The organism is Deinococcus aerolatus (assembly GCF_014647055.1).
GTDB classification, from domain to species: domain Bacteria; phylum Deinococcota; class Deinococci; order Deinococcales; family Deinococcaceae; genus Deinococcus; species Deinococcus aerolatus.
Genome location: NZ_BMOL01000001.1, coordinates 1 through 22,594 on the forward strand (window position 1 = coordinate 1; position 22,594 = coordinate 22,594).

Here is a 22,594-nt window from a genome sequence, read left to right on the forward strand (position 1 = left end):
ATCGACGTGACCGATGGTCCCGATGTTCACGTGCGGCTTGGTGCGCTCAAACGTTCCTTTTGCCATGTTCTCTGCTCCCTCCAAGTGGTGGATTCACACGCAAAATTGCCCCTTTGATCGGGCGTCCCCCGCGCATACCGCAGGGTTCTGATGGTGTGACCCACATTGGGTTGATTCTCGCCAGGGCAGTGTCCCGCCGTGCTGGCACGTTGCGCTGGAGTCCAGACGCACCGAAGAAAGAGGATACAGGATATCCGGGTTCAGGGCAAGTGCTGTCCACAACGCGAAACGACCAGGTTAGCCGGGGGAACTGCAGACAGACGCCAGAATTCCCAGCGCTGCTCGTCACTGAAGATCCCAGTCTGGCTTCAGTGACGCGTGTAAGCCATCACCTGCTTGTCAAAGGCGCCGATCAACATGAAGATGCCCAGCACCGTCCCGACGGGAAAGACCAGCAGGGTAAACACACCGATTACGATGGCCGAGACGCGGCCCCAGTTCCGGCCTTCCAGCAGGGCCCGGCGCGTGTAATACAGCCACAGGATCAGGACCGCCGTGATGGCAAACGACAGCCACAGCACCCACTGAAGCTGATCGGGCGACAGCTGAACGGGCGGCAGCCCTGAAGTTGCTGCCTGTTCGTTGAGCCGCGCCAGCACGTCGGTTAACGTGGGGCCAGTGAAGGGCAGGGTCAGCAGGGAAATGGCGTTGTAAAAAACGCCGATCAGCAGGGGAAGCGTCAGGAACAGCAGGCGCGGGGGGCGCGGGCCCAGCGGCTTCTGTTCGGGGGAAGTGGGAGCAGTCATCACCTCCCAGAGTATCGCGCCGCGCTTTGAAAGGGCGGCAAAAGAGAAAGGCCCGCCAGTGACGGCGGGCCCTGTCTCTTAAAACCGGTTTACTTCTTCATCAGTCCCTGGGCGATGTTGTTCGGCACCTGGGTGTAGTGGTCGAAGAACATGCTGTAGCTGGCGCGGCCCTGGGTCATTGAGCGCATGTCGGTGGCGTACCCGAACATCTCGCTCAGCGGCACAAAGGCCTTGACGATCTGGGCGTTGCCGCGCGCTTCCATGCCCTGAATCTGGCCACGGCGGCTGTTCAGGTCACCGATGATGTCGCCCATGTAGTCCTCGGGCACGGTCACCTCGACGCGCATGACGGGTTCGAGGATCGCAGGAGCGCCCTTCTGGACGGCTTCCTTGAGGGCCATGCTGCCCGCGATCTTGAACGCCATTTCCGAGGAGTCCACTTCGTGGTAGGACCCGTCGTAGATGGTGACCTTCATGTCCACCACCGGGAAGCCCAGCATGGGGCCGCTCTGCATGGCTTCCTCGATCCCCTTCTGGGCCGGGTTGATGTACTCGCGGGGAATGGTGCCGCCCACCACGGCGTTCTCGAAGACGAAGCCGGAACCGGGTTCCAGGGGCTCGGCGCGGATCTTGACGTGGCCGAACTGCCCGCGTCCACCGGACTGACGCACGAACTTGCCTTCCACATCGGTGGCACGGGTGATGGTTTCGCGGTAGGCCACCTGCGGCGCGCCCACGTTCGCCTCCACCTTGTATTCGCGCTTCAGGCGGTCCACCAGGATTTCCAGGTGCAGTTCGCCCATGCCCGAGATGGTGGTCTGGCCGCTTTCCTGGTCAGACTCCACGCGGAAGGTGGGATCCTCTTCGGCCAGCTTCTGCAGACCAATGCCCATCTTTTCCTGGTCGGCCTTGGTCTTGGGCTCGATGGCGAGCTTGATCACAGGCTCCGGAATATCGATGCTCTCCAGCAGCACGGCGTCGTCGCCGTCGCCGATCAGGGTGTTGCCCGTGCCGGAATCCTTGAGGCCAATGACGGCGCCCAGTTCCCCGGCCTTCAGCTCGGTGACTTCTTCACGGCTGTTGGCGTGCATCTTCAGCAGACGGCCCACGCGCTCGCGCTTGTCCTTGGACGCGTTCATCACGTAGCTGCCGGACTGCATGGTGCCCGAGTAGATGCGCACGAAGGTCAGGCGGCCCACGTAGGGATCGGCCATGATCTTGAACGCCAGAGCGGCCAGCTTGCCGTCGGGGTCGGCGGGGAACGCAACAGTTTCCTCGCTGTCTTCCACCTTGCCGACGATGGCCGGAACTTCCAGCGGGTTGGGCAGATAGTCGATCACGGCGTCGAGCAGCAGCTGAACGCCCTTGTTCTTCAGAGCGCTGCCGCACAGCACCGGGAAGATTCTCTGCGCGATGGTGCCCTTGCGCAGGGCCTTGATCAGTTCTTCCGGCGTGGGCTCCTCGCCTTCCAGGAACTTCATCATCACATCTTCGTCGACCTCGGCCGCAGCCTCGATCATCATGGCGCGCATCTCGGCCACCTTGCCCGCGTACTTCTCGGGGATGTCGCCGATCTCGCCCACGGTGATTTCGGTGCCCAGATCGTTGGTGAAGGTGTGGGTCTGCATCCGCACGATGTCGATGATGCCCTTGAAGTCGGATTCCTCGCCCATCGGGTACTGGATGGGGGCGGGGATGGCGCCGAGGCGCTCACGGATGTCACCCAGCACCAGATCAAAGCTCGCGCCGGTCTTGTCCATCTTGTTGGAAAACGCGATGCGCGGCACGCCGTAACGGTCCGCCTGACGCCACACGGTCTCGCTCTGCGGCTCGACGCCCTGGCTGGAGTCGAACACGGCCACCGCGCCGTCCAGCACGCGCATGGAGCGTTCCACTTCGATGGTGAAGTCCACGTGGCCGGGAGTGTCGATGATATTGACGACGTATTCCTGCTCGGTGCCGGAACGGGTCCACTTGGCGGTGGTGGCAGCGGCGGTGATGGTGATGCCGCGCTCGCGCTCCTGCTCCATCCAGTCCATGGTGGCCGCGCCGTCGTGCACCTCACCGATGTTGCGGTTGCGGCCCGTGAAGAACAGGATGCGCTCGGTGGTGGTGGTCTTGCCCGCGTCGATGTGGGCGGCAATCCCGATGTTGCGGAAATGGGTCAGGTAATTGGTGGCTTTGGTGGTCATTAGACTCCCTGATAGAGAGGGAAGCGTGTCTCGCCCCCCGGATCATTGGTTGAGGCGCACAGCACATGCGCGCCCGGTAGTTTGCGCCCTTCACCTAAGCTGGACGGCAGGAAAGCCCACCGTCCAGTCTTCACTGCTGGGCGGAAGTACCGGTTACCAGCGGTAGTGCGCGTAGGCGCGGTTGGCTTCCGCCATGCGCTCGATGTCGTCCTTCTTCTTGATCGAGCCGCCGCGGCCCTGGGCGGCGTCCATGATCTCGCCGGCCAGACGCTCGATGGCAGTGCGCTCGGGACGGCTGTCCACGGCGGCCATCATCCAGCGCAGGGTCAGGCTCTGCTGACGGCGCACGCTGACCTCGACGGGCACTTGGTAGGTGCTGCCCCCGACGCGGCGGCTGCGGACTTCCACGCGCGGCTTGATGTTGTCAAACGCCTGCTTGAAAATCTTGAGCGACTCCTGGCCGGTGCGCTCCTGCACGACTTTCATGGCGCCGTAAAAGATGCGGCTGGCAAGGTTCTTCTTGCCGTCTTCCATGATGCGGTTGATGGTGGCGCTGACCAGCACGTCCTGATAAACCAGGTCGGGCTGGAGGGGACGCACTTCTGCTCTGCGGCGACGTGCCATGTTGAACTCCTTAGATACTTGCTGGGTGCGCTGTTGTCAGGCGCGTTGTGCGTGATTCATTGGCCTTACCTCTGGCGAACGCTCCAGAAGACACTCTGGGGTTCAGGCCACAAGGGGGCGTGCCGACAGTCCCGCCGGGGCGGGCAACCTTTACTTCTTGGCCGCCTTGGGCTTCTTGGTGCCGTACTTGGACCGGCTCTTGTTGCGGTCCTTGACGCCCTGGGTGTCGAGGCTGCCGCGCACGATGTGGTAACGCACGCCGGGCAAATCCTTGACTCGTCCGCCGCGGATCAGCACGACGCTGTGTTCCTGCAGGTTGTGGCCCTCGCCCGGGATGTAGGCGGTGACTTCAAAGCCGCTGGACAGACGCACGCGGGCGATCTTCCGCAGCGCCGAGTTGGGCTTCTTGGGCGTGGTGGTCTTGACGACCGTGCACACGCCGCGGCGGAAGGGGCTGCCCTTAAGGGCCGGAACCTTGCTCTTCTTCTGGAGCGTGGTGCGCCCCTTGCGGATCAGTTGCTGGGTGGTAGGCAGGGTGAATCACTCCTCGTGTTCGGTTTTCCAAGGACATACGGCTTTCTCGGAAGATAGGGCCAGCCCACGCGTACGGGGCCGGGCGACGGGTTGACAAAGTTGAGCTCTGAGGTGATCACGCACTCCTGACGGACTGCTGGGGCTGTCAGCATCAGCCCTGAGGTCACTTGCCGGAGCGGCATGCCGAAAAACTCCACGCGGCGCAACCCTGGACCGGGGCAGTTTTCAACCTTGGCATGATACGCCTGCGGGAGGGACTGACGCAAGGGGAGCTGTCCGGCGCACCAGACGCAGCGCACACAGCGCCGTCCCACGCCCCATACCGCGATCAGCCGAACGTTTCGGGAGCGAAGACCGCCCGCTCCTGCGTGGTTTTCACGTATGAACTGCGTCCCAGATACACGGGGGCTTCACCCGTGAACAGCCGTTGCCCATCGTAAAAGGCAGGATCGTGCCGCACCTCCAGCACCTCGCCCACGAACAGGTCATGATCTCCCGTGGTCACGGTCTGGCTGACCCGGCAATGGTAGTGCAGATAGGCGTCGGCCAGAGCCAGCGGCGCGTCCGGCAAAGTCTTCAGGTTCAGCCGGGACAGCTTGTCGGCCTCTGCCGGATTCAGGTCATGCAGCGATATCACGCCTGTGCCCTGCACTGGCCGGGCGTGCGTGGCAGGCAGGAAGTTGACCCCGAAGACGCCGCTGCCGGCCACCAGGGGGTGGGTGGCCCGCTCCCGGCCAATTAGCACGCCGTACAGCGGGGGCTGAGCGCTCAGGGCGGTGTGCCAGCCGGCCGCCATAACGTTGCGGACCCCGCCGTGTTCGGCGGTGATCAGCGCCACCGTGCCGGGGTAGTAACCGAAGAACTGCGTGCCTGTCTCGCTGAGCATGGGAGGCAGGATAGCGGGAGGTCCGCATCACCGCGCCACCTACCCCGCTTGCATATCAGTTCCGGTGGCCCGCTGCTTGCCTGGGAAGGTTGCCACTGCCCGGCCACACATGTGTCGTGACGCCCGTCCCGCTGTATCGGCTGGCCTGTAGATGTAGACCATGACCTGAACGCCGTAACGCCCGGTCAACCCGCCACAACAGGCGCCGCCTCTCCCGAGCGTGGTGGCGGCGTTGAAACTCACCGGACTGGCCCCGCTGTGATGTCCAGCATGGCGCTGTCGTTTGTTCTGCCGGATGAGCCGCTGGTATAACTGCCATTCGCATTGATACTGGCGTCGTTGGAAAGGGAAGAAAAGGCGTTGCAGCAGATCAGGACGCACACGCTGATGCCAGCCGCCAGCACAGGCCGGAACGGATGCGTGGCACAGCCGTCAGGACACCTGCGGCCAACCGAGAGGCAGAAGGCCTGCCCACGCCCCGTATCCTGTGCCTCATGTCTTCATCCCAGCCCACCGTGACCCGCATTGCCCCCAGTCCCACCGGAGACCCGCACGTGGGCACCGCTTACATCGGTCTGTTCAACTTCGTGCTGGCGCGGCAGGGCGGCGGCCGCTTCATCCTGCGGATCGAGGACACCGACCGCAACCGCTACGTGCAGGGCAGCGAGAAACGCATCTTTCAGATGATGCAGTGGCTGAACCTCACGCCCGACGAATCGCCGCTTCAGGACGGCCCCAACGGCCCCTACCGCCAGTCGGAGCGCACCGAACTGTACGGCCAGCACGCCCGGCAACTGGTGGAATCCGGCCACGCCTATTACGCCTTCGAGACGCCCGAAGAACTGACCGAACTGCGCGAGAAGGCGCAGGCGGACGGTACGGTGATCGCCGTGCCCAGCCGCGATCTGGACCCCGAACAGGCGCAGCGGCGGGTGGCGGCGGGTGACGCGGCGGTGGTCCGGCTGAAGGTGCCGCGCGAGGGCGAGACGGTGGTCAACGACCTGCTGCGCGATCCCATCCACTTTCAGAACGCCGAAATTGACGACAAGGTGCTGCTCAAGGCCGACGGTTACCCCACCTACCATCTGGCGAACGTGGTGGACGATCACCTGATGGGCGTAAGCGACGTGGTCCGTGCCGAGGAATGGATCACCAGCACGCCCATACACGTCCTGCTGTACCGCGCCTTTGGCTGGGACGCGCCGCGTTTTGCGCACATGCCGCTGCTACGAAACGCTGACAAATCCAAGATCAGCAAGCGTAAGAACCCCACCAGCGTCGAGTGGTACATGCAACAGGGCTACCTGCCCGAGGCGATGCTGAACTTTCTGGCGACGATGGGCTGGACCCACCCCGAAGGCCAGGAAATCTTCGATCTGGCCGAGTTCGAGCGCACCTTCCGGCTGGAGGACGTGACGCTGGGCAGCCCCGTGTTCGATCAGGACAAGTTGCGCTGGTACAACGGCAAGTACCTGCGCGAGGTGCTGGACGAGGAGGAAGTCACCAGGCGCCTGCATGACCACCTGCTGGCCCACAAGTCCGGGTTGCCGCTGGACAGTTACTTCCGCGCCGTTACCCGGCTGCTGATTCCGCGCATTGAAGTGTTCAGCGACTTTCTGGACAAGACAGGCTACTTCTGGTCCGAGGACTACCCGGTCAACGAGAAGGCGCAGAAGGCCATTGACGGCGCGCGGGAGCTGCTGCCGGAGCTGGCGGGCCGCCTCAAGAACCTGCCCAGTTTCGACGCCGGGAACCTGAGCGCCCTGTTCCACGCCTACGCCGAGGAAAGGGGCCTCAAGCTGGGCAAGGTGATGCCCCCGGTGCGCGCCGCCGTCGCCGGAACGCTGGAAAGCCCCGATCTGCCGCAGATGCTGGAAGCCCTGGGCCGGGAGCGCGTGGTGGCACGGGTGGAGCGGGCCGCACGCGCCGGCTGAAGGGCCACCGCCACCACAACCAGGCATAACGGATCAACGGTTTCACCGCCAGCATGACCCGCATGTTCGGCACCAGCCTGTGCTTCATCGTGGCGGGCTTCCTGGTGGTGCTGTTCATTCCGGTGATTCCGGTGCTGGGGGCCACCCAGGTCCCCGGCTCCACCGCAAAGCCGGACGGCAGCCCCACGGCCAGCGACTGACCCCAGCCCTTACCCCGGAGGCGCCCAGACAGATGAGGTCTGGGCGCCTCGTGCCGTGCGGCGAGAGGGCCAGACTCTTCGCCGCCGCCCCGTATACTGCCCGGTACTGTGACTGGCACCATACAAATTTCCGAGGCGGCCCTGGCCTCCTTGATCGGCCTGACGGCCCACGAGATTCCGGGGGTGGTGGGCATGGCCCCCGCCAACCTCAAAGAAGGCATCAGCCGCGTGCTGGGCCGCGCCAACGTCAGCGACGGCGTGGTGATTGGCCGGGACAGGGAGGGCGGCACCTACACCGCCGACCTGTACATCGTGGCGGCCTACGGCGTCAGCATTCCCACGGTGGCGCGCAATATCGTCGAGCGCGTGGAACACACCGTCAAGAATCTGGCCGGCATCGAACTCTCGGCCACCCGCGTGCATGCGGTGGGGGTCCAGCGTGTCTGAGCACAAGGCAACCCTGACGCCCGCCGACCTCGCCCAGATGCTGCGCTACGCCACCGACTGGCTGGGTGTGTACCGCGAGGAAGTCAACGCGCTGAACGTCTACCCGGTCCCGGACGGCGACACCGGCACCAACATGCACCTGACCATGCAATCGGTGCGCCGCGAACTGGACACCGCCGACGTGAGCAGCATGGCCGGCGTGGCCCGCGCCATCAGCTACGGCGCGTTGCTGGGCGCACGCGGCAACAGCGGCGTGATTCTGTCTCAACTGCTCAAGGGCTTCGCGGAAGTCATCAAGGACAGGACAGAAATCGATGCGCCCACCCTGGTCCGCGCCTTCGACGCTGCTCAGAAGAGCGGGTACGGCGCAGTCATGAAGCCGGTGGAAGGCACGATCCTGACCGTGGCGCGGGGTATTGCCGAGGGCGCACGCGGCGACTCGGTGGACATGGTGCTGGAAAACGCGCTGTTCAAGGGGCAGGAATATCTGGACCAGACGCCCGAGATGCTGCCCGCACTGAAGCAGGCGGGAGTGATCGACAGCGGCGGCCAGGGCTACCTGTACATCGTGCAGGGCATGCTGGCCGAGCTGCGCGGCGACGAACTGCCCGAAGCGCCCGAGATCACCCAGTACGCCGCCCAGAGCTTCGAGAACGAGGAGTTCGGCTTCTGCACCGAGTTCCTGATGTCCGAGGCCACCAGGCCCATTGAGGACATCCGCGAGCTGGTCAGTCCGTTCGGCGACAGCCTGCTGGTGGTGGGCGCGGAGGGCTACGTCAAGGGCCACATCCACACCAACGAGCCGGACGAGCTGCTGGCCACCGTGGGCCGCTACGGCAGGATGCTGAAAACCAAGGTCGAGGACATGTCCGAGCAGCACACCGAGATTCTGGGCATGGCCGGGGCCACCGCCCGCGCCGAGGAAGAGCTGCCGCTGTCGGGACTGGTGGCGGTGGCCAACGGTTACGGGCTGGTCAAGCTGTTCCGCAGCCTGGGGGCACGCATCGTCTCGGGCGGACAGACCGCCAACCCCAGCGTCCAGGACATCGTGGACGCCGTTCGCAGCGTCAGCGCCGAACGCGTGATCGTGCTGCCCAACAACAAGAACGTGCTGATGGCCGCCGAACGCGCCATGGAACTGATGGAAGGCCGCGCCGTGGTAGTGCCCACCCGCACGCTGGGGCAGGGCATGGGCGCGGCGCTGGCCTTTCAGCCGGACGTGCCCGCCGACGAATTGAAGGAAGCCATGACCGAGGCCGCCGGGGCCGTGACCACCTTTGAAGTCACCCGTGCCAGCCGCACCACCAACATCACCACCAAGAAGGGCGAGACCCTGGACATTGCCGAGGGCGACGTGATTGGCCTGCAGGACGATGAACTCGTCCAGGCCGGCGGCAGTCCCGAGGACAGCGTGCTGAAGATGCTGGCGGACGCCTACGCCGGGCAGGAGATCATCACGGTGTTCGGCGGCCCGCAGAAGTCCCAGGCGGATCTGGACGCGCTGGCCGAACGCATCGGCCAGCAGTTCGCGTCGGCGGAGGTGGAGGCCCACGCGGGCGGCCCGGACCTGTACGACTATCTGGTGATGCTGGAGTAAAAGTGGACGGGACAGCCCTCCGCCTGATCGCCCGTCCCACCCGATGGCATGCAGGATTGAACATGCTGGGGCACTGCTGGGCCGCCGTTCAGTTCACAAAAATGTCCAGCGGCAGAAAGGCGCTGACCGTGTAGTTCGGCGCGTCCACTACCTGACTGATCTTCAGATCCACACACGCGCTGGACAGCACGTACGCCTGCTCCAGGCTCAGACCACGCGCCGTCAGCCGCTGCAGCAGGGCGCGCAGGGCAATGCGGGCGGCGGTCATCAGGTCTGGATCGTGGCCGGTGGTGGCGTGCCAGCGCGAACTGCTGCCGCCGTGCGTGGGCGTGACGAATTCCGGCGTGGTCAGGCCCGCGCCCTTCTCCAGGCCGACGCGCAGCGCGATCTGCCCGGCCATCTCGATCCCCGTCCCTGACAGTTCGCCGTCGCCCTGCGCGGCGTGCAGGTCGCCCACCGAGAGCAGCGCACCTGGGACTTCCACCGGCAGATACAGCGTGCTGCCCGCCACCAGTTGCCGGATGTCCATGTTGCCGCCCACCTGCCGGGGCGGCGCGGTGGGGTGCGGGCCGTCCGCGCCGGGCGCAACCCCAATCACACCGGGAAAGGGGGCCAGGGGCAGGCGAATGCCCGGCAGGAAATCGGCGTGAAGGCCGCTGCGCAGGTCCCAGAAGTGCGTGTAGGGCTGCAAGCCTTCCCCGGCCAGCACAGCGTCCAGCAGGCCAATCCCGTTCGGGCGGCAGGCGGTCCAGCCCCAGGCGGCAGGCCGGACGTCCAGAATGTCGATCTTCAGGGCGTCGCCGGGCTGCGCGCCCTCCACGAACACCGGGCCGGTCAGCGGATGACCCCGTGGGCCGTCACGCACAGGAACAGCGTCGGCCCGGATCAGAGCGTCCAGCGTGGGAGGGGACGTCAATTCACCGCCTGCCACCCGCCGCGCCACCCCACCGTCCGAGGCGTCCAGCGTGTCGAGGGTAAGGCTGTCGCCGGGTCGCACGTGCAACGCGGGCGGCAGCGTGCGGTCCCAGACAGTGTGAATGTGATCGGCGTTCAGGTGGTGGTCAGCCATGCGGCTCAGCGTACTGGTAATTCTGACCGATATTCTGGGGAGCGATGCCCAACCCACACGCCGCCCTCCCCTTTTCCGCCACCGTTTACCCGGACGCCCGCCCCGCCGCGCACCTGACCTGGGATTCGCGCGAGGCTGGCCCGGATGTGGCGTTTGTCGCCCTGCCCGGTGAAACGATGCACGGCAACCGCTTCGTGGAGGCGGCGCTGGCGGCGGGTGCCCCCTTCGTTCTCACCGATCTGGATGTGCCGCGCGCCGTGCGGGTGTTCGACGCCTGGGCCGCGTTGCGAACCTGGGCGCACGCCGAGCGGGCCAGAAACCGGCTGGTTGTCGGCATCACCGGCAGCGCGGGCAAGACCACCGCCAAGGCCTACGCGGCGGCGGCGCTGGACGCCCACTTCATGCCGGTGTTCAACACCCAGCCCGCCATCGCATGCTTTCTGGTCGAGTTCGGGGCCTCCGCGCAACCGCTGGTGGTGGAGATGGGCATTGACCGCCCCGGCGAGATGGACGAACTTGTTGCGCTGGTGCGCCCGGACGTGGGGATCGTCACTTCCATTGGCCCGGCGCATCTGGAGCAACTGGGCAGCATCGAGAACATCGTGCGCGAGAAGGGCGTCATCCTGAAGGGCGTGCGCGGGCTGGTGGGCGCACAGGCTGCGCCGTTCTACCCAGGTGTGGACAGCTACGGCTTCGGAAACGTGACCCACGCCGGGCAGAATCTGCAGGTCACGCCGCAGGGCGCCGCGTTCCTGTTCGACGGGACCGAGGTCCGTCTTCCGCTGGCCGCCCGCGTGCAGGCCGAGGCCGCCGTGCTGGGCCTGACCCTGGCGCGCGAGGCGGGCCTCCCACAGGACGAGGCGGCGGCGCGACTGTCCCAGGTCAGCGTACCGGGGGGGCGTTACCGGATGCATCCGGGCCGCTTCACGGTGATTGACGACGCCTACAATGCCTCGCCCGTGGCCGTCACCGCCGCACTGGACGCCCTGACGGGGATGCCGGGACGGCGCATCAGCGTGCTGGGCCGCATGCTGGAACTGGGCGACACCGAGCGCGAGTGGCACGCGCAGGTGGGTCAGGCGGCGCGGGCCAGAGCGGACCTGACCTACGGCGTGGGGGCCTTTGCCGCCGAACTGGGCGAGCGGGCTTACAGCACCGTGCCCGAGCTGACAAATGCCCTGCTGGCCGAGGTCCGGGACGGTGATGTGGTGCTGGTCAAGGCCAGCCGGGGCATCTCCTGGACGCCCCAACAACGGGCGCAGGCCGGGGTGGGGCTGGACGTGGTGGTGGACGCCCTGCTTCAGTGGCGCGACGGCGGCGCTGGAAACTGACGCAGGTACGTCAGCGCCCGCTCCCATGCACCCGGCGGAAAATAGCAGGGAGTGGCGTGATCGTTGGCCGCGCAGAATTCGGTCATCGGCACAGTAATGTCCTCCACCCCGCCCTGCCAGTAAGGCGCGTAGGCCGCATGATGGCGGCGCAGCAGTCCCACTTCTGAGATGTAGCCCTGGGCATCGAAGGCGGTGTGGCCGTCGGTGACGTAGATATGGCTGCCGTCAAAGCCGGGCGTGGGGTAGATGAAGCGGGGCCGGAAGCCCGCGTGCGGGTAGGTGTCCAGAAACGCGAAGGCCAGAATCTGGCACGCGCCGGCCGAGAAAAAGGCGATGTCGGGGCGCTGATAGCTCAGACGCGCGTCATTGAACTGCTCCCGGGTCCGGGCGAAGACGGTGATGGGCTGCCTCATGTCCCTGAGCCTAGCGCCGGGAACAATGGGTTCCATGCGCCGCCTCCTTACCCTTGTCCCCAGACTCCTCATCCTGGGCCTGCTGCCGCTGGCAGGCTGCGCCCCGGTTCCGGCGGGGGCACCGGCGCAGTCCCAGGTCGCCAGCCCGAAAGTCGTCGCCGCGCCCGCTGACCCCGGCTTCCGGGCCGCCTTTGCACCCGAAGGCGTGGCATGGGTCAGCGGTGGGCAGGCCTGCGTGGCGCGCATGCCGTCGTACCGGGTGACCTGCCCCCGGCTGCCCCCGGTGGTGGACGTCGCCTGGAACGCCGGGGACGCCTGGGCCGCCGTTCCAGGGCTGGGGGCAGTGGTCACGCTGGACCGCGCCGCGCGGACGGTGGCGGTAGGCCGGGTGGTGGCCCTGAGCGCCAGCCGGGCCTACCGTGAGGACGGCACCGCCGTCACCTACGCGGGCGCGGCAACGCGCGGCGTGGTGGGTGCGCCCGCTGCGGCACTGACGGGCGGCGACGGTCAGGATTACGTGCTGCTGGGGGGCCGGCTGCTGCGGGTATCGGACGGCGCGGTGCTGGAAACCGGCGCGGGACCGTACCTGCACGCCACCCCCACCGGCGCGAGATCGGCTGACGTGCCCGGCGTGAACGGCGCCTTCGGCCGCTACCGCCTGAACAACGGTGCGCTGGAACGGCTCGACACGGCCGGAGGGGTGCTGGCCCGCGTGCCGCACGGGCCGGGCCGCGTGGGGCTGGTGGGGACGGATGTGGTGACGATCAGCCCACAGGGTCAGGTGCGCGTCTTCGGAACTGATCTACGGGAGCGCTAGCCGGCTGGGCCGGGGCGACGGTCCGGCGAAACTGGAGCCGGAGCCATCTGTCTGCTGCCTGAGCGGGCCAGAGCCCAGGGGCACACCTCTCACTGAACACCTGTCGGCTGCTGATCCGCGCCGTTTGTCCCTGCGCCCTGAAGTGGGCGACGGTGGGGGCATCCAGCCCACCCCCCCCACCGGGGCAGGAGCGCGTGGGCCAGATCCTGTATTTTGACCCGGCACCACGCCCGTCATCTTCCGCCGTCCAGACCGGCCCGGCCTGCGGGGGTGTCAGAGTTCGGTAAGCGCCGGGATGGTTGCATGGAGGGGTCCATGGTAGCCCCTGCCTTCCGTCTGCCCGTCCGTCGCCTACCGCCCACGTTTCCCGTCTGGAACAGCTCCCGCCAGATGACTGCCTGTTGAAATCCACCCTGATCTGGAGGGAGAATGTCTAGTTTCGTACAACGTCTGCTCAGCCCGCGTCCCGCCGCGCTCGGCGTGGAAATCGGCACCAGCGCCATCAAGGTGGTGGCCTTGCGGGCCGGTTCACCGCCCTCACTGCTGCACGCCGTCATGACGCCCACGCCGATCGGCAGCATGCAAGACGGTCTGGTGGTCGAGCCCCAGGCCGTGGCCACCGAACTGCGTAACCTGCTGGCCGAACACCGCATCACCACCCGCTACGCCGTGACCGCCGTGCCCAACCAGTCGGCGGTCACGCGCAACATCATGGTGCCCAAGATGGACCGCAAGGACCTTCAGGAGGCCATCAAGTGGGAGGCCGAGCGCTACATCCCGTACCCCATCAATGAGGTCAGCCTGGACTTCGACGTGCTGGACGATCCAGCCACTATTCCCGAGGACGGGCAGCTGGAAGTGGTGATCGCCGCCGCCCCCACCGAGGCCGTGGCGCGGCAGATCGAGGTGCTGCGTCTGGCAGGGCTGGAACCCACCGTGATCGACCTCAAGAGTTTCGCGGCCCTGCGGGCACTGCGCGGCAATCTGCTGGGCGAACACCTGACCAAGAGCACCCTGACCGGCAACAAGTACACCGAGTCTGGCGAGGTGGCGCTGGTGCTGGAAATCGGGGCCAGCAGCTCGGTGATCAGCCTGGTGCGCGGCGACCGGGTGCTGATGGCACGTAACATCAACGTGTCGGCCGACGACTTCACCACGGCGCTGCAAAAGGCCTTCGATCTGGACTTCAGCGCCGCCGAGGACGTCAAGCTGGGCTACGCCACGGCAACCACCCCCACCGAGGACGAGGAAGACCTGCTGAACTTCGATATGGCCCGCGAGCAGTACAGCCCGGCGCGCGTGTTCGAGGTGGTCCGGCCGGTGCTGGGCGACCTGATCACCGAGATTCGCCGCTCGCTGGAGTTCTACCGGGTTCAGAGCGGCGACGTGGTGATCGACCGGACCTTCCTGGCCGGTGGCGGCGCCAAACTGCGCGGCTTGGCCGCAGCCATCAGCGACGCGCTGGGCTTCCGGGTGGAAGTCGCCAGCCCGTGGCTGACCGTGCAGACGGACCAGGCCGGCGTCGATACCGGGTACCTGCAGACCAACGCGCCCGAGTTCACGGTGCCGCTGGGCCTCGCGCTGAGGGGGGTGGGCAGCCGTGGTTGAGATCAACCTGCTTCCGCAGCAGTACCGCAAGCAGTCGGTGCCCAGCGCGTGGCGCTACGCCACCTACGCCCTGATCCCGCTGACGGTGGCCGCCATCCTGATTCCCGAGGTGGTCACGGCCACCCGCGTGGGCGACCTGAACCGCGAGATCGACGCCCTGAACGGCGAGATCGTGGCGCTGACCCCGGCCAAGCAGGAATTCGACACGCTGACGGCCGAGGCGCGGACGCTGGAGCAGGTCACGGCCATCGCCGAGCAGCTCAGGGCAGGCAAGACCTACTGGACCAATGATCTGGCGGCGTTCACTGCCCAGCTGCCCGGCGACAGCAGCCTGGCCGTCACGTCGCTGACCATTCGCAACATGGACGCCGGCAATCTCAGCTCGCTGCAGCAGACCGGCATCTACATGGGCAAGGCCGTGACGCGCGAGATCGATCTGAGCGGCACGGCCACCAGCCAGCAGGCCGTGGTGAACTTTCTGAAACTCTACGAGGACAGTCCCAATTTCGGCGTCAACTTCAAATCCCTCCAGAGCGCGTCGGCCAGCGGCCCGGAGCAGAGCGGGACTGCCGGAGCGGCGCAGCAGTACACCTTCACGGCCAGCGTCGGGGTTGTGGGGGGTGTACCAGCAGGAGCGGATACGGAAACGGTGGCCCCGGCGGTGCAGCCAGCGCCCGCCGCACCGGCACAAGGAGTGGGCAGTGTTAACTAAACTCTCTCCCAGAAACCTGTTCCTGATCGTGATGGCGGCCTGCCTGCTGCTGCTGGCGCTATGGTTTGTGCTGCGTTTTCAGCCGCGGCAGCAGCAGATCACAGACCTGCAGGGCCAGGTCGAGCCGCTGCAGACACGCGTGACGGTCATGCGGCCGGCTGCCCAGGCCCTGCCCGCGCTGCGTGAACGCGTCGCCGAGCTGCGTACGGATCAGCAGGAATTCCTGACGGCCCTGCCCAGCACCGCCAATTTCGGCTCGGTGCTGGACGGACTGCGGCGCACCACGGCTGCCAGCGGGGCCACCCTGAACACCTTTGCGGTGTCGGGCGGCGCGGCCACAGAGCTGCCCGGCGGCGTGCGTCCCATCGGCCTGAACGTGGGCGTTCGCGGCACGTTCTCCCAGATGTTCGAGACCCTGCGGACCCTGGAAACCGCCGGTCGGTTCACCACCGTCAACAACGTGGCGCTGCAACTGCCGGCCGCCAGCAGCTTCGATCCCCAGCTGGAGGGCACCCTGGGTCTGACCGTCTATACCTTCGATCCGGCCCAGGCCAGCGCTGCGGCAGCTGTCGGCGAGAACCCACAGGCCCCGGCGGCCCCGGACGCCCCAGACGCCGCCCCAGGAGGAACCCAGTGACCCGCGCGCCCATCAAACTCTCCCGTGAGATGAAACTGCTGCTGCTGCTGCTGCTGATGGTGGCGTTGATCGGCGCGTGGTACGTCTGGACCAGCAGCCAGACAGCGGGCGCCCTGTCGCCGGCCACCACAGGAGCCGGCGACGCCGTTGCCCAGACAGACGGTGCCCAGACCAACGGTGCACCGGCAGACCCCGCCACAGGCGATGGCGCTGCTGGTGCAGGCACCGGCGAGCCTCCAGCAACCCCTGACACGCCCGGAACTGCCGGAACCGGCACGACCCTGAGCACGGTGCCACTCGCGCCCGCCGGAAATGCGTCCGGCCAGGACGGCGCAGACAACACGCTGACCGTGCAGCCCAACCGTCCGGTGGAGATCGAGGTCATTCCCCCCTTCCCCACCCCCGACCTCAGTGGCGACGGCGCTCCGACCTCCACCCCCGGCGGCATCAATCCCCAGGCCAGCGTTGCTGCCGTCCCCGGCAAGAACCCCTTCCGGCCCCTGAATCTGGACCCCAGCGCCCAGAATTCCAGCACCCAGGACCCGGCCAGCAGGCCAGCCGCGGCGACCCCTCCCGTTTCCGCGTCCAGCGGGCCGGACGGCAGCGGGCAGAATGACAGTATCGAGACCACACCGGTGACGCCCATCCTGCCCGGCAGCACCGCCGGACCGCTGGCGCTCAGCCCGATTCCCGGCGCGGTCGGCAGCGGCCCCGTGACCAATGGGCTCGGCAGCCTGTCCCCCATTCCTGGTGCCAGCAGCGGCGCAGTTTCTGGCCAGGCACCCGAACGCACCATCTCCGGCGACAGCGGCGACTCCGGCGTGACCGTGATCGGCAACAGCGGCACCATGCCTGACTCCGGGACTGCAGCTGGCGCAGCCGCCTTAGGTGGCCCCAATGCGGCCAGTCCGGCGCTGGGCGGCGTGGTCATCACCGCTCCTAAGCCGCCCAAGCCCGTCGCCCCGCCCATCGCCGGCATGAATGTTCCCAGCGTGACCCGCGTTCCTGCCAGGTCCGGCGCAGCTTCACCCCCCGCAGCTGGAGCCACCGCAGCAGCGCCGGGCGCAGGCACCAGTCGCCCGCTTCCAGGCACGCCGCAGGTCATCACCTCGCTGGGTCAGGATGCCGCAGACAGCGACTCCGGTGCGTCGCCCGACGCCCGCAAGCTCGATCAGTTCGTGCAGCAGCGGCAGCTGAGCTTCAACGCCGCCGTCCTCGGGCCCATCAACACCGCCATCTTCCGGGGACAGGACGGCTACGTGGTTGTCGCCGTGGGCCAGACCCTCCCGAACTCTCAGGTCACGGTCAAGGAAGTCAGTGCCGCCAGCGCCGTGCTGAGCCTGGGCAGCGAACTCAAAACTCTCGAACTGGACCAAAGGTGAGCCAAGCCATGAAGAACCGTTACGCCCTCCTGCTGACTGCCGCGCTCGGCATGGCCGCCGCGCAGACCGCCGCCGCCCAGACCATTCCCGCCACGCCTGGAGGCGCCCCATCCCGGCCCGCCGCCAGCGCGGCCTCCGCGCAGTCCATCGTCTCTGACCCGCAGCTCTCGGGGGCACAGGTTACCTTCGAGGTCCGGCGGGCCGGCAGCGACCTGGCCTCCATGCTGATCGCCCTGGCCACCAGCGCCGGCTACGAGATCATCATCGAACCGTCGGTGGACGCGGTACTGCAGGCCAACAGTGTCGGAGGTCCCGCCGCGGCCGGCGCAGCAACCGGTGCAGGCAGCGCCCTGACCTACGCCTTCAAGAACAAGCCCTTTAACGAGGTCTGGCCGCTGGTGCTCGATATCTACGGCCTGAGCTACGAAACGCTGGGCATCGGCGGTAAGACCGTGCTGCGGGTGGGCATCAAGCCCCTGCAGAAGATCGTCAAGCTGCCGGCCAGCCTGAGTGCGGCCGACACCGAGCGCCAGCTGAAGCTGTCCTTCGGCAGCCTGCGCAAGATCACCAGCAGCCAGACCAACGCCGCTCCGGCGGGAGCCACAGCCGCCGGGCCGCAGACGAGCGCCACCACCACCGAGGCCAGCCAGGAGGAGATCGTTCTGGACTCGCCCACCATGCGCATCGTCGCGGAGCCGGCCTCCAACAGCGTGATTATCCGGGGCACCAACCAGGAGGTCGCCCAGGTCGAGCGGCTCCTCGGCCAGATCATTGCGGCGCAGGCGTCGGGCCCCGCCGTGGTCAGGCCGGCCCCGATCCCCAACGTGCAGCGCGTCTACAGCGTCAATGGGCGTCAGGAAGACGTGGTGGCCCTGCTGGGCAAGCAGTATCCCGGACTGAACGTCACGCCAGTGGGCAGCACTGGACAGGTGGTGGTCAGCGGTCCCGAGGACCAGCTGACGGACGCGTTCAAGCTGCTCGCGCAGGTGGACCGCCCCGCCAGCGCTGCCCCGGACCCCAAGTCGGCGGTGCAGGTCTACTTCGCCAGGGGCAAGTCGGAGGACGTCAGCAAGTTTCTGGCCGCGCAGTATCCCGGCCTGAAGGTCACGCCCATCGGCACCACCGAGCGGCTGGTGATCAGCGGCCCACAGGACCAGCTGAGCGCCGCGCTGGCCCTGCTGGGACAGGTGGATCAGGCTGCGCCGGTGGCTGCCAGCACCGTGCAGCGCGTTTTCACGCTGGCCAACGCCAGCGCCGAGGAGGTCAAGGCCACCCTGGAAGGCACCCTGGCGCGCGACGTGACCCCAAACACGCTGACCCCCAACGCCACCCTGATCAACCCGGTCACGGGGCAGCCCTACACCAGCGGTGCCCTGGCCAATGCGCCGCTGCAACCCCAGCCCTCCGGCACAGCCGCGATGGACGGTGCGGCCACCGCCACAGCGCAGCCCGTCACCATCATTGCCGACAAGCGCACCAATACCGTGATCGTGCGCGGCACTTCCGCACAGGTTGAGCAGGTGGCCCAGCTGATTCCTCAACTGGACCAGAAGGTGCCGCAGATCAACGTGCAGGTCCGCATCCAGGAAATCACCGAGTCGGCAGGCCGCAGTCTGGGCATCGACTGGAAGCTGGGCTTCGGGGGCTTCACGGTCTCGGCGGGCAGCGGCGGCCTGGGCGCGGCCTTCAATCCCACCCAGAGTCTGCTGGGCTTCAACCTGGGCGCCACCCTGAACACCCTGCAAAACCAGGGCCTGTCCAAGAGCGTCTACGACGGTGCGGTCACCATGCAGAGCGGCCAGCGCTCGCTGGGCAGCGCGGGCCAGACGCAAAACGCCTCATCGGACGCGGCGGCCACCATCAAGTCCGGCGGACGGCTGGAGCTCAACATTCCCTCGGCGGCGGCCAACGTTCCCGGCATTCAGAAGCAGATCGATTACGGCGTCAATCTGGACTTCTATAACCCCCAGGTGGCCCCCGACGGCTCAATCACCATGCGCGTGCGCGGCCAGGTCAACGATCTGACCACCGCCATCACCGCCTCCACAGTGCCCAACCTGCTGCAGTTCACCAACAGCGAGGCCCAGACCACCTTGACCTTCAAGAGCGGTGAGACGCTGCTCCTGAGCGGCCTGCTGAAGACCAAGGAAACCCGCAACAACGACGGCGTGCCGTTCCTGTCCAGCCTGCCTGTGATCGGCGGCCTGTTCGGCAAGGAATCCACCCGCAAGGAACAGACCCAGCTGCTGGTGGTCATCACCGGAAACATCGTCAAGTAGTCTCAAACTTTCGCCGCCTCCCTCCCATCACAGGCGGGGGGCTTTTTGCTGTCTGTGTTTTGCCCCCACCCTGTTTGGGCATGGCCGCCTGCCAGACGGAGGGGGGGCGCTACAGTCGGCCCATATGAGGTATCTGACCGCTGGAGAATCGCACGGGCCACAACTGACGGCCATCATCGAGGGGGTGCCGTCGGGCCTGCCGCTGGGCAAGGGGGACATCGACCCGTGGCTGCGGCGGCGGCAGGGGGGGTATGGACGCGGGCGGCGCATGGTCATCGAGACTGATGAGGCGGCCATTCTCAGCGGCGTGCGGGCCGGGCGGACCACCGGCGCGCCGATTGCACTGGTGATCGAGAACAGGGACCACCGCAACTGGACCGAGATCATGTCGCCGGAACCGGGCGGCGAGCCGCGCAGGAAGGCACTGACCGACGCCCGCCCCGGCCACGCGGACCTGACCGGCGGCATCAAATACCGCCACAAGGACCTGCGCGACGTGCTGGAACGCGCCAGCGCCCGCGAGACGGCGGCGCGGGTGGCCGTGGGCAGCGTCGCCCTGAAACTGCTGGAGGAACTGGGCATCCAGGGCGCGAATTACGTGTCCAGTCTCGCGGGCATCGAGACAAAAGGGGACTTCAGCTGGGCCAACCTGGAGGCCATTGAGGACAGTGACCTGCGGACCCCCGATGCCGACGCCGCCGAACGGATGCGCGAGCGGATCGACGCGGCCAAGAAGGACGGCGACACGCTGGGCGGCATTCTGGAAGTGCGCTTCCGGGGCCTGCCGGTGGGCCTGGGCAGCTTCGTCCACTGGGACCGCAAGCTCGACGGGCGCATCGCCCAGGCCTGCCTGAGCGTGCAGGCCATGAAGGGCGTGGAGATCGGCCGGGCCTTCGACAACGCCCTGAAGGCCGGCAGCGGCGTCCACGACGCCATCCACTACCGGGGCGGCACCTACGCCCGCGCCACCAACGGCGCGGGCGGCCTGGAAGCGGGCATGACCAACGGCGAGGAACTGGTGGTCAGGGTGGCGATGAAGCCGATTGCCACCCTGATGAAGCCGCTGCCCACCGTCAACGTCGTCTCGCACGAGGCGTCAGACGCGGCCCGTGAGCGCAGTGACACCACCGCCGTCCCCGCCGCCGGGGTCATTCTGCAGTGCGTGATCGGCCTCGTGATTGCCGACGCCATTCAGGAGAAGTTCGGCGGCGACACCCTGGCCGAATTGCAGGAACGGGTGGCGGCCTCACATGCCTACGCCACGACGTACTGATGGACCTGGGTCTGACCGAGCCGGGAGAGGCCGCGCCGCTGCCTCCTGCCCACGACGGCCCGCCGACAGACCTGCCGGGATGCGTGGAGCGGGAGCTTCAGGCCCTGCTGGCAGAGCCGGCGGAACCTCCAGACCGTGCCTTTGTTACCCCGCTCACAGGCGAGTCCTCTAGACTGTCCCCCATGTGGGGTACGGGCCTGATTGAACGCCCAGTCGACTGGGTGGCGCTGGCTGGCTTCATGGGGACTGGAAAGAGCCGCGTGGGCTGGGAACTGTCGCGCGCCCTGGCGCTGCACTTCGTGGACACCGACAAGCTGATCACGCGGGTGGTGGGCAAGAGCATCCCCGAGGTCTTCGAGCAGGAGGGCGAGAGCTATTTCCGCTCCTGCGAGGCCGAGGTGGTCCACCGCGTCTCCCGGCTGGACCACGCCGTGATCAGCCTGGGCGGCGGCACCTTCATTCACGAGGCCAACCGGCGCACGCTGCTGGAGCGCGGCCCGGTGGTGGTGTTGTGGGCCACGCCCGAAACCGTGTACCAGCGCACCAAGCACAGTGACCGCCCGCTGCTGCGTGCCGAGGACCCCCTGGGCCGCATCCGCAGCCTGATGGACGAGCGCGAGGGTGTGTACCGCGAGGGGACTATTCACGTCCACAGCGACGGGCGGCCCTCCGAGGAGATTGTGGAGGAGATCATCGAGCGGCTGTGGAACTGGTCTGACGCCGCCCACGCCTGGGCCGAGGCTCCGGAAGCGCTGGCGGACCGTGCGGCGGATTGAGGTTGGCGGGACGCCGCCGTATGGGGTGGAGGTGGGTGCGGGATTGCTGTCCCAGTTGCAAATCCCGCAACGCCACGTCGCCCTGATCTATCCGGCGGACCTGCCCCGGCAGTTTGTGGAGGCGGTGCAGGCCAGCCTCTCCCCCACCGTCACCATCGAGGTGCCCGCCCGCGACGACTGCAAGACGCTGGGGGTGCTGGGCGGCGTCCTGTCAATGCTGGCCGCCGCCAACATTCCCCGCGACGGCGCGGTGGTGGGGCTGGGCGGCGGCGCGGCCACCGATCTGGCGGGTTTTGCGGCGGCCAGTTACCTGCGCGGCGTGGCGTTCTACACGCTGCCCACCACGCTGCTGGGCATGGTGGACGCAGCGGTGGGCGGCAAAACCGGCATCAACCTGCCGGAGGGCAAAAATCTGGTCGGCGCTTTTCATCCCCCGAAGGCGGTGTGGTGCGACACCGACACGCTGGCCACGCTGCCAGACGCCGTGTTCCGAGAGGGCGCCGCAGAGGCGTACAAGCACGGGCTGATCGCTGACGCCAGTCTGCTGGCGCGGGTCCTTTCGCCGGAGTTCAGGCCCGGCGGCGTGAATCTTGAAGCCACCTTAGCCGACGCGATTGCCGTCAAGGCCGGAGTCGTGACCCGTGACCTGACCGAGCAGGGCGAGCGGGCATACCTGAACTTCGGTCACACCCTGGCGCACGCGCTGGAGGCGGTCACGGACCACGCGGTCACGCACGGCGACGCGGTGGGCTACGGCATGCACTACGCCGCCGTGCTGTCGCGCGAAATGGGCGGCGCGGACCTGACGCCGCACACGCTGGCCTTCCTGGCGTGGCAACGGCCCGCGCCGCTGCCCCCGCTGACCTTTGAGGCCGTGATGCCCTACATGGCCCGCGACAAGAAGGCCGACGCCGGGGGCGTGCGTTTCGTGCTGCTGCATGGTCTGGCGCGTCCCTATCTGACGCGGGTGCCGGAAGACCTCCTGCGGAAGGCGTTCCAGGAATGGCAGGGAACGGTGGGCGACCCACACTGAGTCCAGCCGCCCTACCCGCTCACCCGTTGCGCTACCCTGCCCCC

General features: G+C 67.2%; 21 protein-coding genes. 14 read left to right on the plus strand and 7 right to left on the minus strand.

Going from position 1 to position 22,594, the window contains the following annotated elements:
• Positions 1–368: 368 nt before the first annotated feature.
• The 5 genes from IEY31_RS00005 to IEY31_RS00025 form a co-directional block, all read right to left on the minus strand.
• Entirely contained in the window at positions 369–806 is a 438-nt protein-coding gene (locus tag IEY31_RS00005; protein WP_188967778.1) for a hypothetical protein, read from the minus strand.
• A gap of 89 nt (positions 807–895) precedes the next feature.
• The gene (gene fusA, locus IEY31_RS00010; protein WP_188967780.1) at positions 896–2,998 is read right to left on the minus strand and encodes an elongation factor G; all 2,103 of its coding nucleotides are present in this window, start codon (positions 2,996–2,998) and stop codon (positions 896–898) included.
• A gap of 153 nt (positions 2,999–3,151) precedes the next feature.
• The gene (gene rpsG, locus IEY31_RS00015; RefSeq protein ID WP_039682839.1) at positions 3,152–3,622 is read right to left on the minus strand and encodes a 30S ribosomal protein S7; all 471 of its coding nucleotides are present in this window, start codon (positions 3,620–3,622) and stop codon (positions 3,152–3,154) included.
• A 150-nt stretch (positions 3,623–3,772) separates the two neighbouring features.
• A complete protein-coding gene (gene rpsL, locus IEY31_RS00020) occupies positions 3,773–4,156 on the minus strand; it encodes a 30S ribosomal protein S12 (RefSeq protein ID WP_188968724.1) in 384 nt (127 codons plus the stop codon).
• A 328-nt stretch (positions 4,157–4,484) separates the two neighbouring features.
• Positions 4,485–5,042, minus strand: a complete 558-nt coding sequence (locus IEY31_RS00025; protein WP_188967782.1) for a flavin reductase family protein — start codon at positions 5,040–5,042, stop codon at positions 4,485–4,487.
• A gap of 494 nt (positions 5,043–5,536) precedes the next feature.
• On the opposite strand from IEY31_RS00025, the gene gltX reads away from it, so the two are divergent.
• The 4 genes from gltX to IEY31_RS00045 all read left to right on the plus strand — a co-directional run bounded on the left by gltX (position 5,537) and on the right by IEY31_RS00045 (position 9,220).
• Positions 5,537–6,976, plus strand: coding sequence for a glutamate--tRNA ligase (gene gltX / locus IEY31_RS00030; RefSeq protein ID WP_229723210.1), 1,440 nt, complete (start codon positions 5,537–5,539; stop codon positions 6,974–6,976).
• A gap of 53 nt (positions 6,977–7,029) precedes the next feature.
• A complete protein-coding gene (locus IEY31_RS00035) occupies positions 7,030–7,176 on the plus strand; it encodes a hypothetical protein (RefSeq protein WP_188967787.1) in 147 nt (48 codons plus the stop codon).
• Between the two features lie 108 nt (positions 7,177–7,284).
• Positions 7,285–7,623 carry an Asp23/Gls24 family envelope stress response protein gene (locus IEY31_RS00040; RefSeq protein WP_188967789.1) on the plus strand — a complete coding sequence of 113 codons (339 nt, stop codon included), beginning with the start codon at positions 7,285–7,287 and terminating at the stop codon, positions 7,621–7,623.
• A gap of 37 nt (positions 7,624–7,660) precedes the next feature.
• A complete protein-coding gene (locus IEY31_RS00045; RefSeq protein WP_188968726.1) occupies positions 7,661–9,220 on the plus strand; it encodes a DAK2 domain-containing protein in 1,560 nt (519 codons plus the stop codon).
• Between the two features lie 88 nt (positions 9,221–9,308).
• Here IEY31_RS00045 and IEY31_RS00050 read toward each other — a convergent pair whose 3' ends face one another.
• Entirely contained in the window at positions 9,309–10,289 is a 981-nt protein-coding gene (locus tag IEY31_RS00050; RefSeq protein WP_188967791.1) for an acetamidase/formamidase family protein, read from the minus strand.
• Between the two features lie 44 nt (positions 10,290–10,333).
• Here IEY31_RS00050 and murF point away from each other — a divergent pair, with 44 nt between their 5' ends.
• The gene (gene murF, locus IEY31_RS00055) at positions 10,334–11,620 is read left to right on the plus strand and encodes a UDP-N-acetylmuramoyl-tripeptide--D-alanyl-D-alanine ligase (protein WP_188967793.1); all 1,287 of its coding nucleotides are present in this window, start codon (positions 10,334–10,336) and stop codon (positions 11,618–11,620) included.
• Here murF and IEY31_RS00060 read toward each other — a convergent pair.
• Positions 11,590–12,033, minus strand: coding sequence for a hypothetical protein (locus tag IEY31_RS00060; protein ID WP_188967795.1), 444 nt, complete (start codon positions 12,031–12,033; stop codon positions 11,590–11,592). The genes murF and IEY31_RS00060 overlap by 31 nt on opposite strands.
• A gap of 34 nt (positions 12,034–12,067) precedes the next feature.
• On the opposite strand from IEY31_RS00060, the gene IEY31_RS00065 reads away from it, so the two are divergent.
• The 9 genes from IEY31_RS00065 (at position 12,068) to aroB (ending at position 22,550) form a co-directional block, all read left to right on the plus strand.
• Complete coding sequence (locus IEY31_RS00065; protein ID WP_188967797.1) at positions 12,068–12,850, plus strand: hypothetical protein; 783 nt, start codon at positions 12,068–12,070, stop codon at positions 12,848–12,850.
• 429 nt (positions 12,851–13,279) lie between these two features.
• On the plus strand, positions 13,280–14,458 hold the full coding sequence (gene pilM / locus IEY31_RS00070) for a type IV pilus assembly protein PilM (protein ID WP_188967799.1): 1,179 nt from the start codon (positions 13,280–13,282) through the stop codon (positions 14,456–14,458).
• Entirely contained in the window at positions 14,451–15,170 is a 720-nt protein-coding gene (locus IEY31_RS00075; RefSeq protein WP_188967801.1) for a fimbrial assembly protein, read from the plus strand. The genes pilM and IEY31_RS00075 overlap by 8 nt, the downstream gene beginning before the upstream one ends.
• Entirely contained in the window at positions 15,160–15,807 is a 648-nt protein-coding gene (locus IEY31_RS00080) for a type IV pilus inner membrane component PilO (RefSeq protein ID WP_188967803.1), read from the plus strand. Before IEY31_RS00075 ends, IEY31_RS00080 begins: the two co-directional genes overlap by 11 nt.
• Positions 15,804–17,189, plus strand: a complete 1,386-nt coding sequence (locus tag IEY31_RS00085) for a hypothetical protein (RefSeq protein WP_188967805.1) — start codon at positions 15,804–15,806, stop codon at positions 17,187–17,189. The genes IEY31_RS00080 and IEY31_RS00085 overlap by 4 nt, the downstream gene beginning before the upstream one ends.
• Before the next feature lie 8 nt (positions 17,190–17,197).
• Positions 17,198–19,468: a secretin N-terminal domain-containing protein gene (locus tag IEY31_RS00090; RefSeq protein ID WP_229723211.1), complete on the plus strand. Its 2,271-nt coding sequence runs from the start codon at positions 17,198–17,200 to the stop codon at positions 19,466–19,468.
• 124 nt (positions 19,469–19,592) lie between these two features.
• Complete coding sequence (gene aroC, locus IEY31_RS00095; RefSeq protein ID WP_188967812.1) at positions 19,593–20,741, plus strand: chorismate synthase; 1,149 nt, start codon at positions 19,593–19,595, stop codon at positions 20,739–20,741.
• Positions 20,741–21,517 (plus strand): shikimate kinase, encoded by a 777-nt coding sequence (locus IEY31_RS00100; protein WP_229723212.1) that lies wholly within the window; start codon positions 20,741–20,743, stop codon positions 21,515–21,517. The genes aroC and IEY31_RS00100 overlap by 1 nt, the downstream gene beginning before the upstream one ends.
• Complete coding sequence (gene aroB / locus IEY31_RS00105) at positions 21,504–22,550, plus strand: 3-dehydroquinate synthase (RefSeq protein WP_188967814.1); 1,047 nt, start codon at positions 21,504–21,506, stop codon at positions 22,548–22,550. Before IEY31_RS00100 ends, aroB begins: the two co-directional genes overlap by 14 nt.
• Positions 22,551–22,594: the final 44 nt, after the last annotated feature.

Bases quoted from the DNA above. Each gene is read 5' to 3' on its own strand.
- gltX (WP_229723210.1), top strand. From the start codon at position 5,537: ATGTCTTCATCCCAGCCCACCGTGACCCGCATTGCCCCCAGTCCCACC.
- IEY31_RS00100 (WP_229723212.1), top strand. From the start codon at position 20,741: ATGGACCTGGGTCTGACCGAGCCGGGAGAGGCCGCGCCGCTGCCTCCT.
- IEY31_RS00025 (WP_188967782.1), bottom strand. From the start codon at position 5,042: ATGCTCAGCGAGACAGGCACGCAGTTCTTCGGTTACTACCCCGGCACG.
- IEY31_RS00060 (WP_188967795.1), bottom strand. From the start codon at position 12,033: ATGAGGCAGCCCATCACCGTCTTCGCCCGGACCCGGGAGCAGTTCAAT.
- murF (WP_188967793.1), top strand. From the start codon at position 10,334: ATGCCCAACCCACACGCCGCCCTCCCCTTTTCCGCCACCGTTTACCCG.
- IEY31_RS00045 (WP_188968726.1), top strand. From the start codon at position 7,661: ATGCTGCGCTACGCCACCGACTGGCTGGGTGTGTACCGCGAGGAAGTC.
- IEY31_RS00035 (WP_188967787.1), top strand. From the start codon at position 7,030: ATGACCCGCATGTTCGGCACCAGCCTGTGCTTCATCGTGGCGGGCTTC.
- rpsG (WP_039682839.1), bottom strand. From the start codon at position 3,622: ATGGCACGTCGCCGCAGAGCAGAAGTGCGTCCCCTCCAGCCCGACCTG.
- pilM (WP_188967799.1), top strand. From the start codon at position 13,280: ATGTCTAGTTTCGTACAACGTCTGCTCAGCCCGCGTCCCGCCGCGCTC.
- aroC (WP_188967812.1), top strand. From the start codon at position 19,593: ATGAGGTATCTGACCGCTGGAGAATCGCACGGGCCACAACTGACGGCC.
- IEY31_RS00005 (WP_188967778.1), bottom strand. From the start codon at position 806: ATGACTGCTCCCACTTCCCCCGAACAGAAGCCGCTGGGCCCGCGCCCC.
- fusA (WP_188967780.1), bottom strand. From the start codon at position 2,998: ATGACCACCAAAGCCACCAATTACCTGACCCATTTCCGCAACATCGGG.
- IEY31_RS00065 (WP_188967797.1), top strand. From the start codon at position 12,068: ATGCGCCGCCTCCTTACCCTTGTCCCCAGACTCCTCATCCTGGGCCTG.
- IEY31_RS00050 (WP_188967791.1), bottom strand. From the start codon at position 10,289: ATGGCTGACCACCACCTGAACGCCGATCACATTCACACTGTCTGGGAC.
- IEY31_RS00090 (WP_229723211.1), top strand. From the start codon at position 17,198: ATGAAGAACCGTTACGCCCTCCTGCTGACTGCCGCGCTCGGCATGGCC.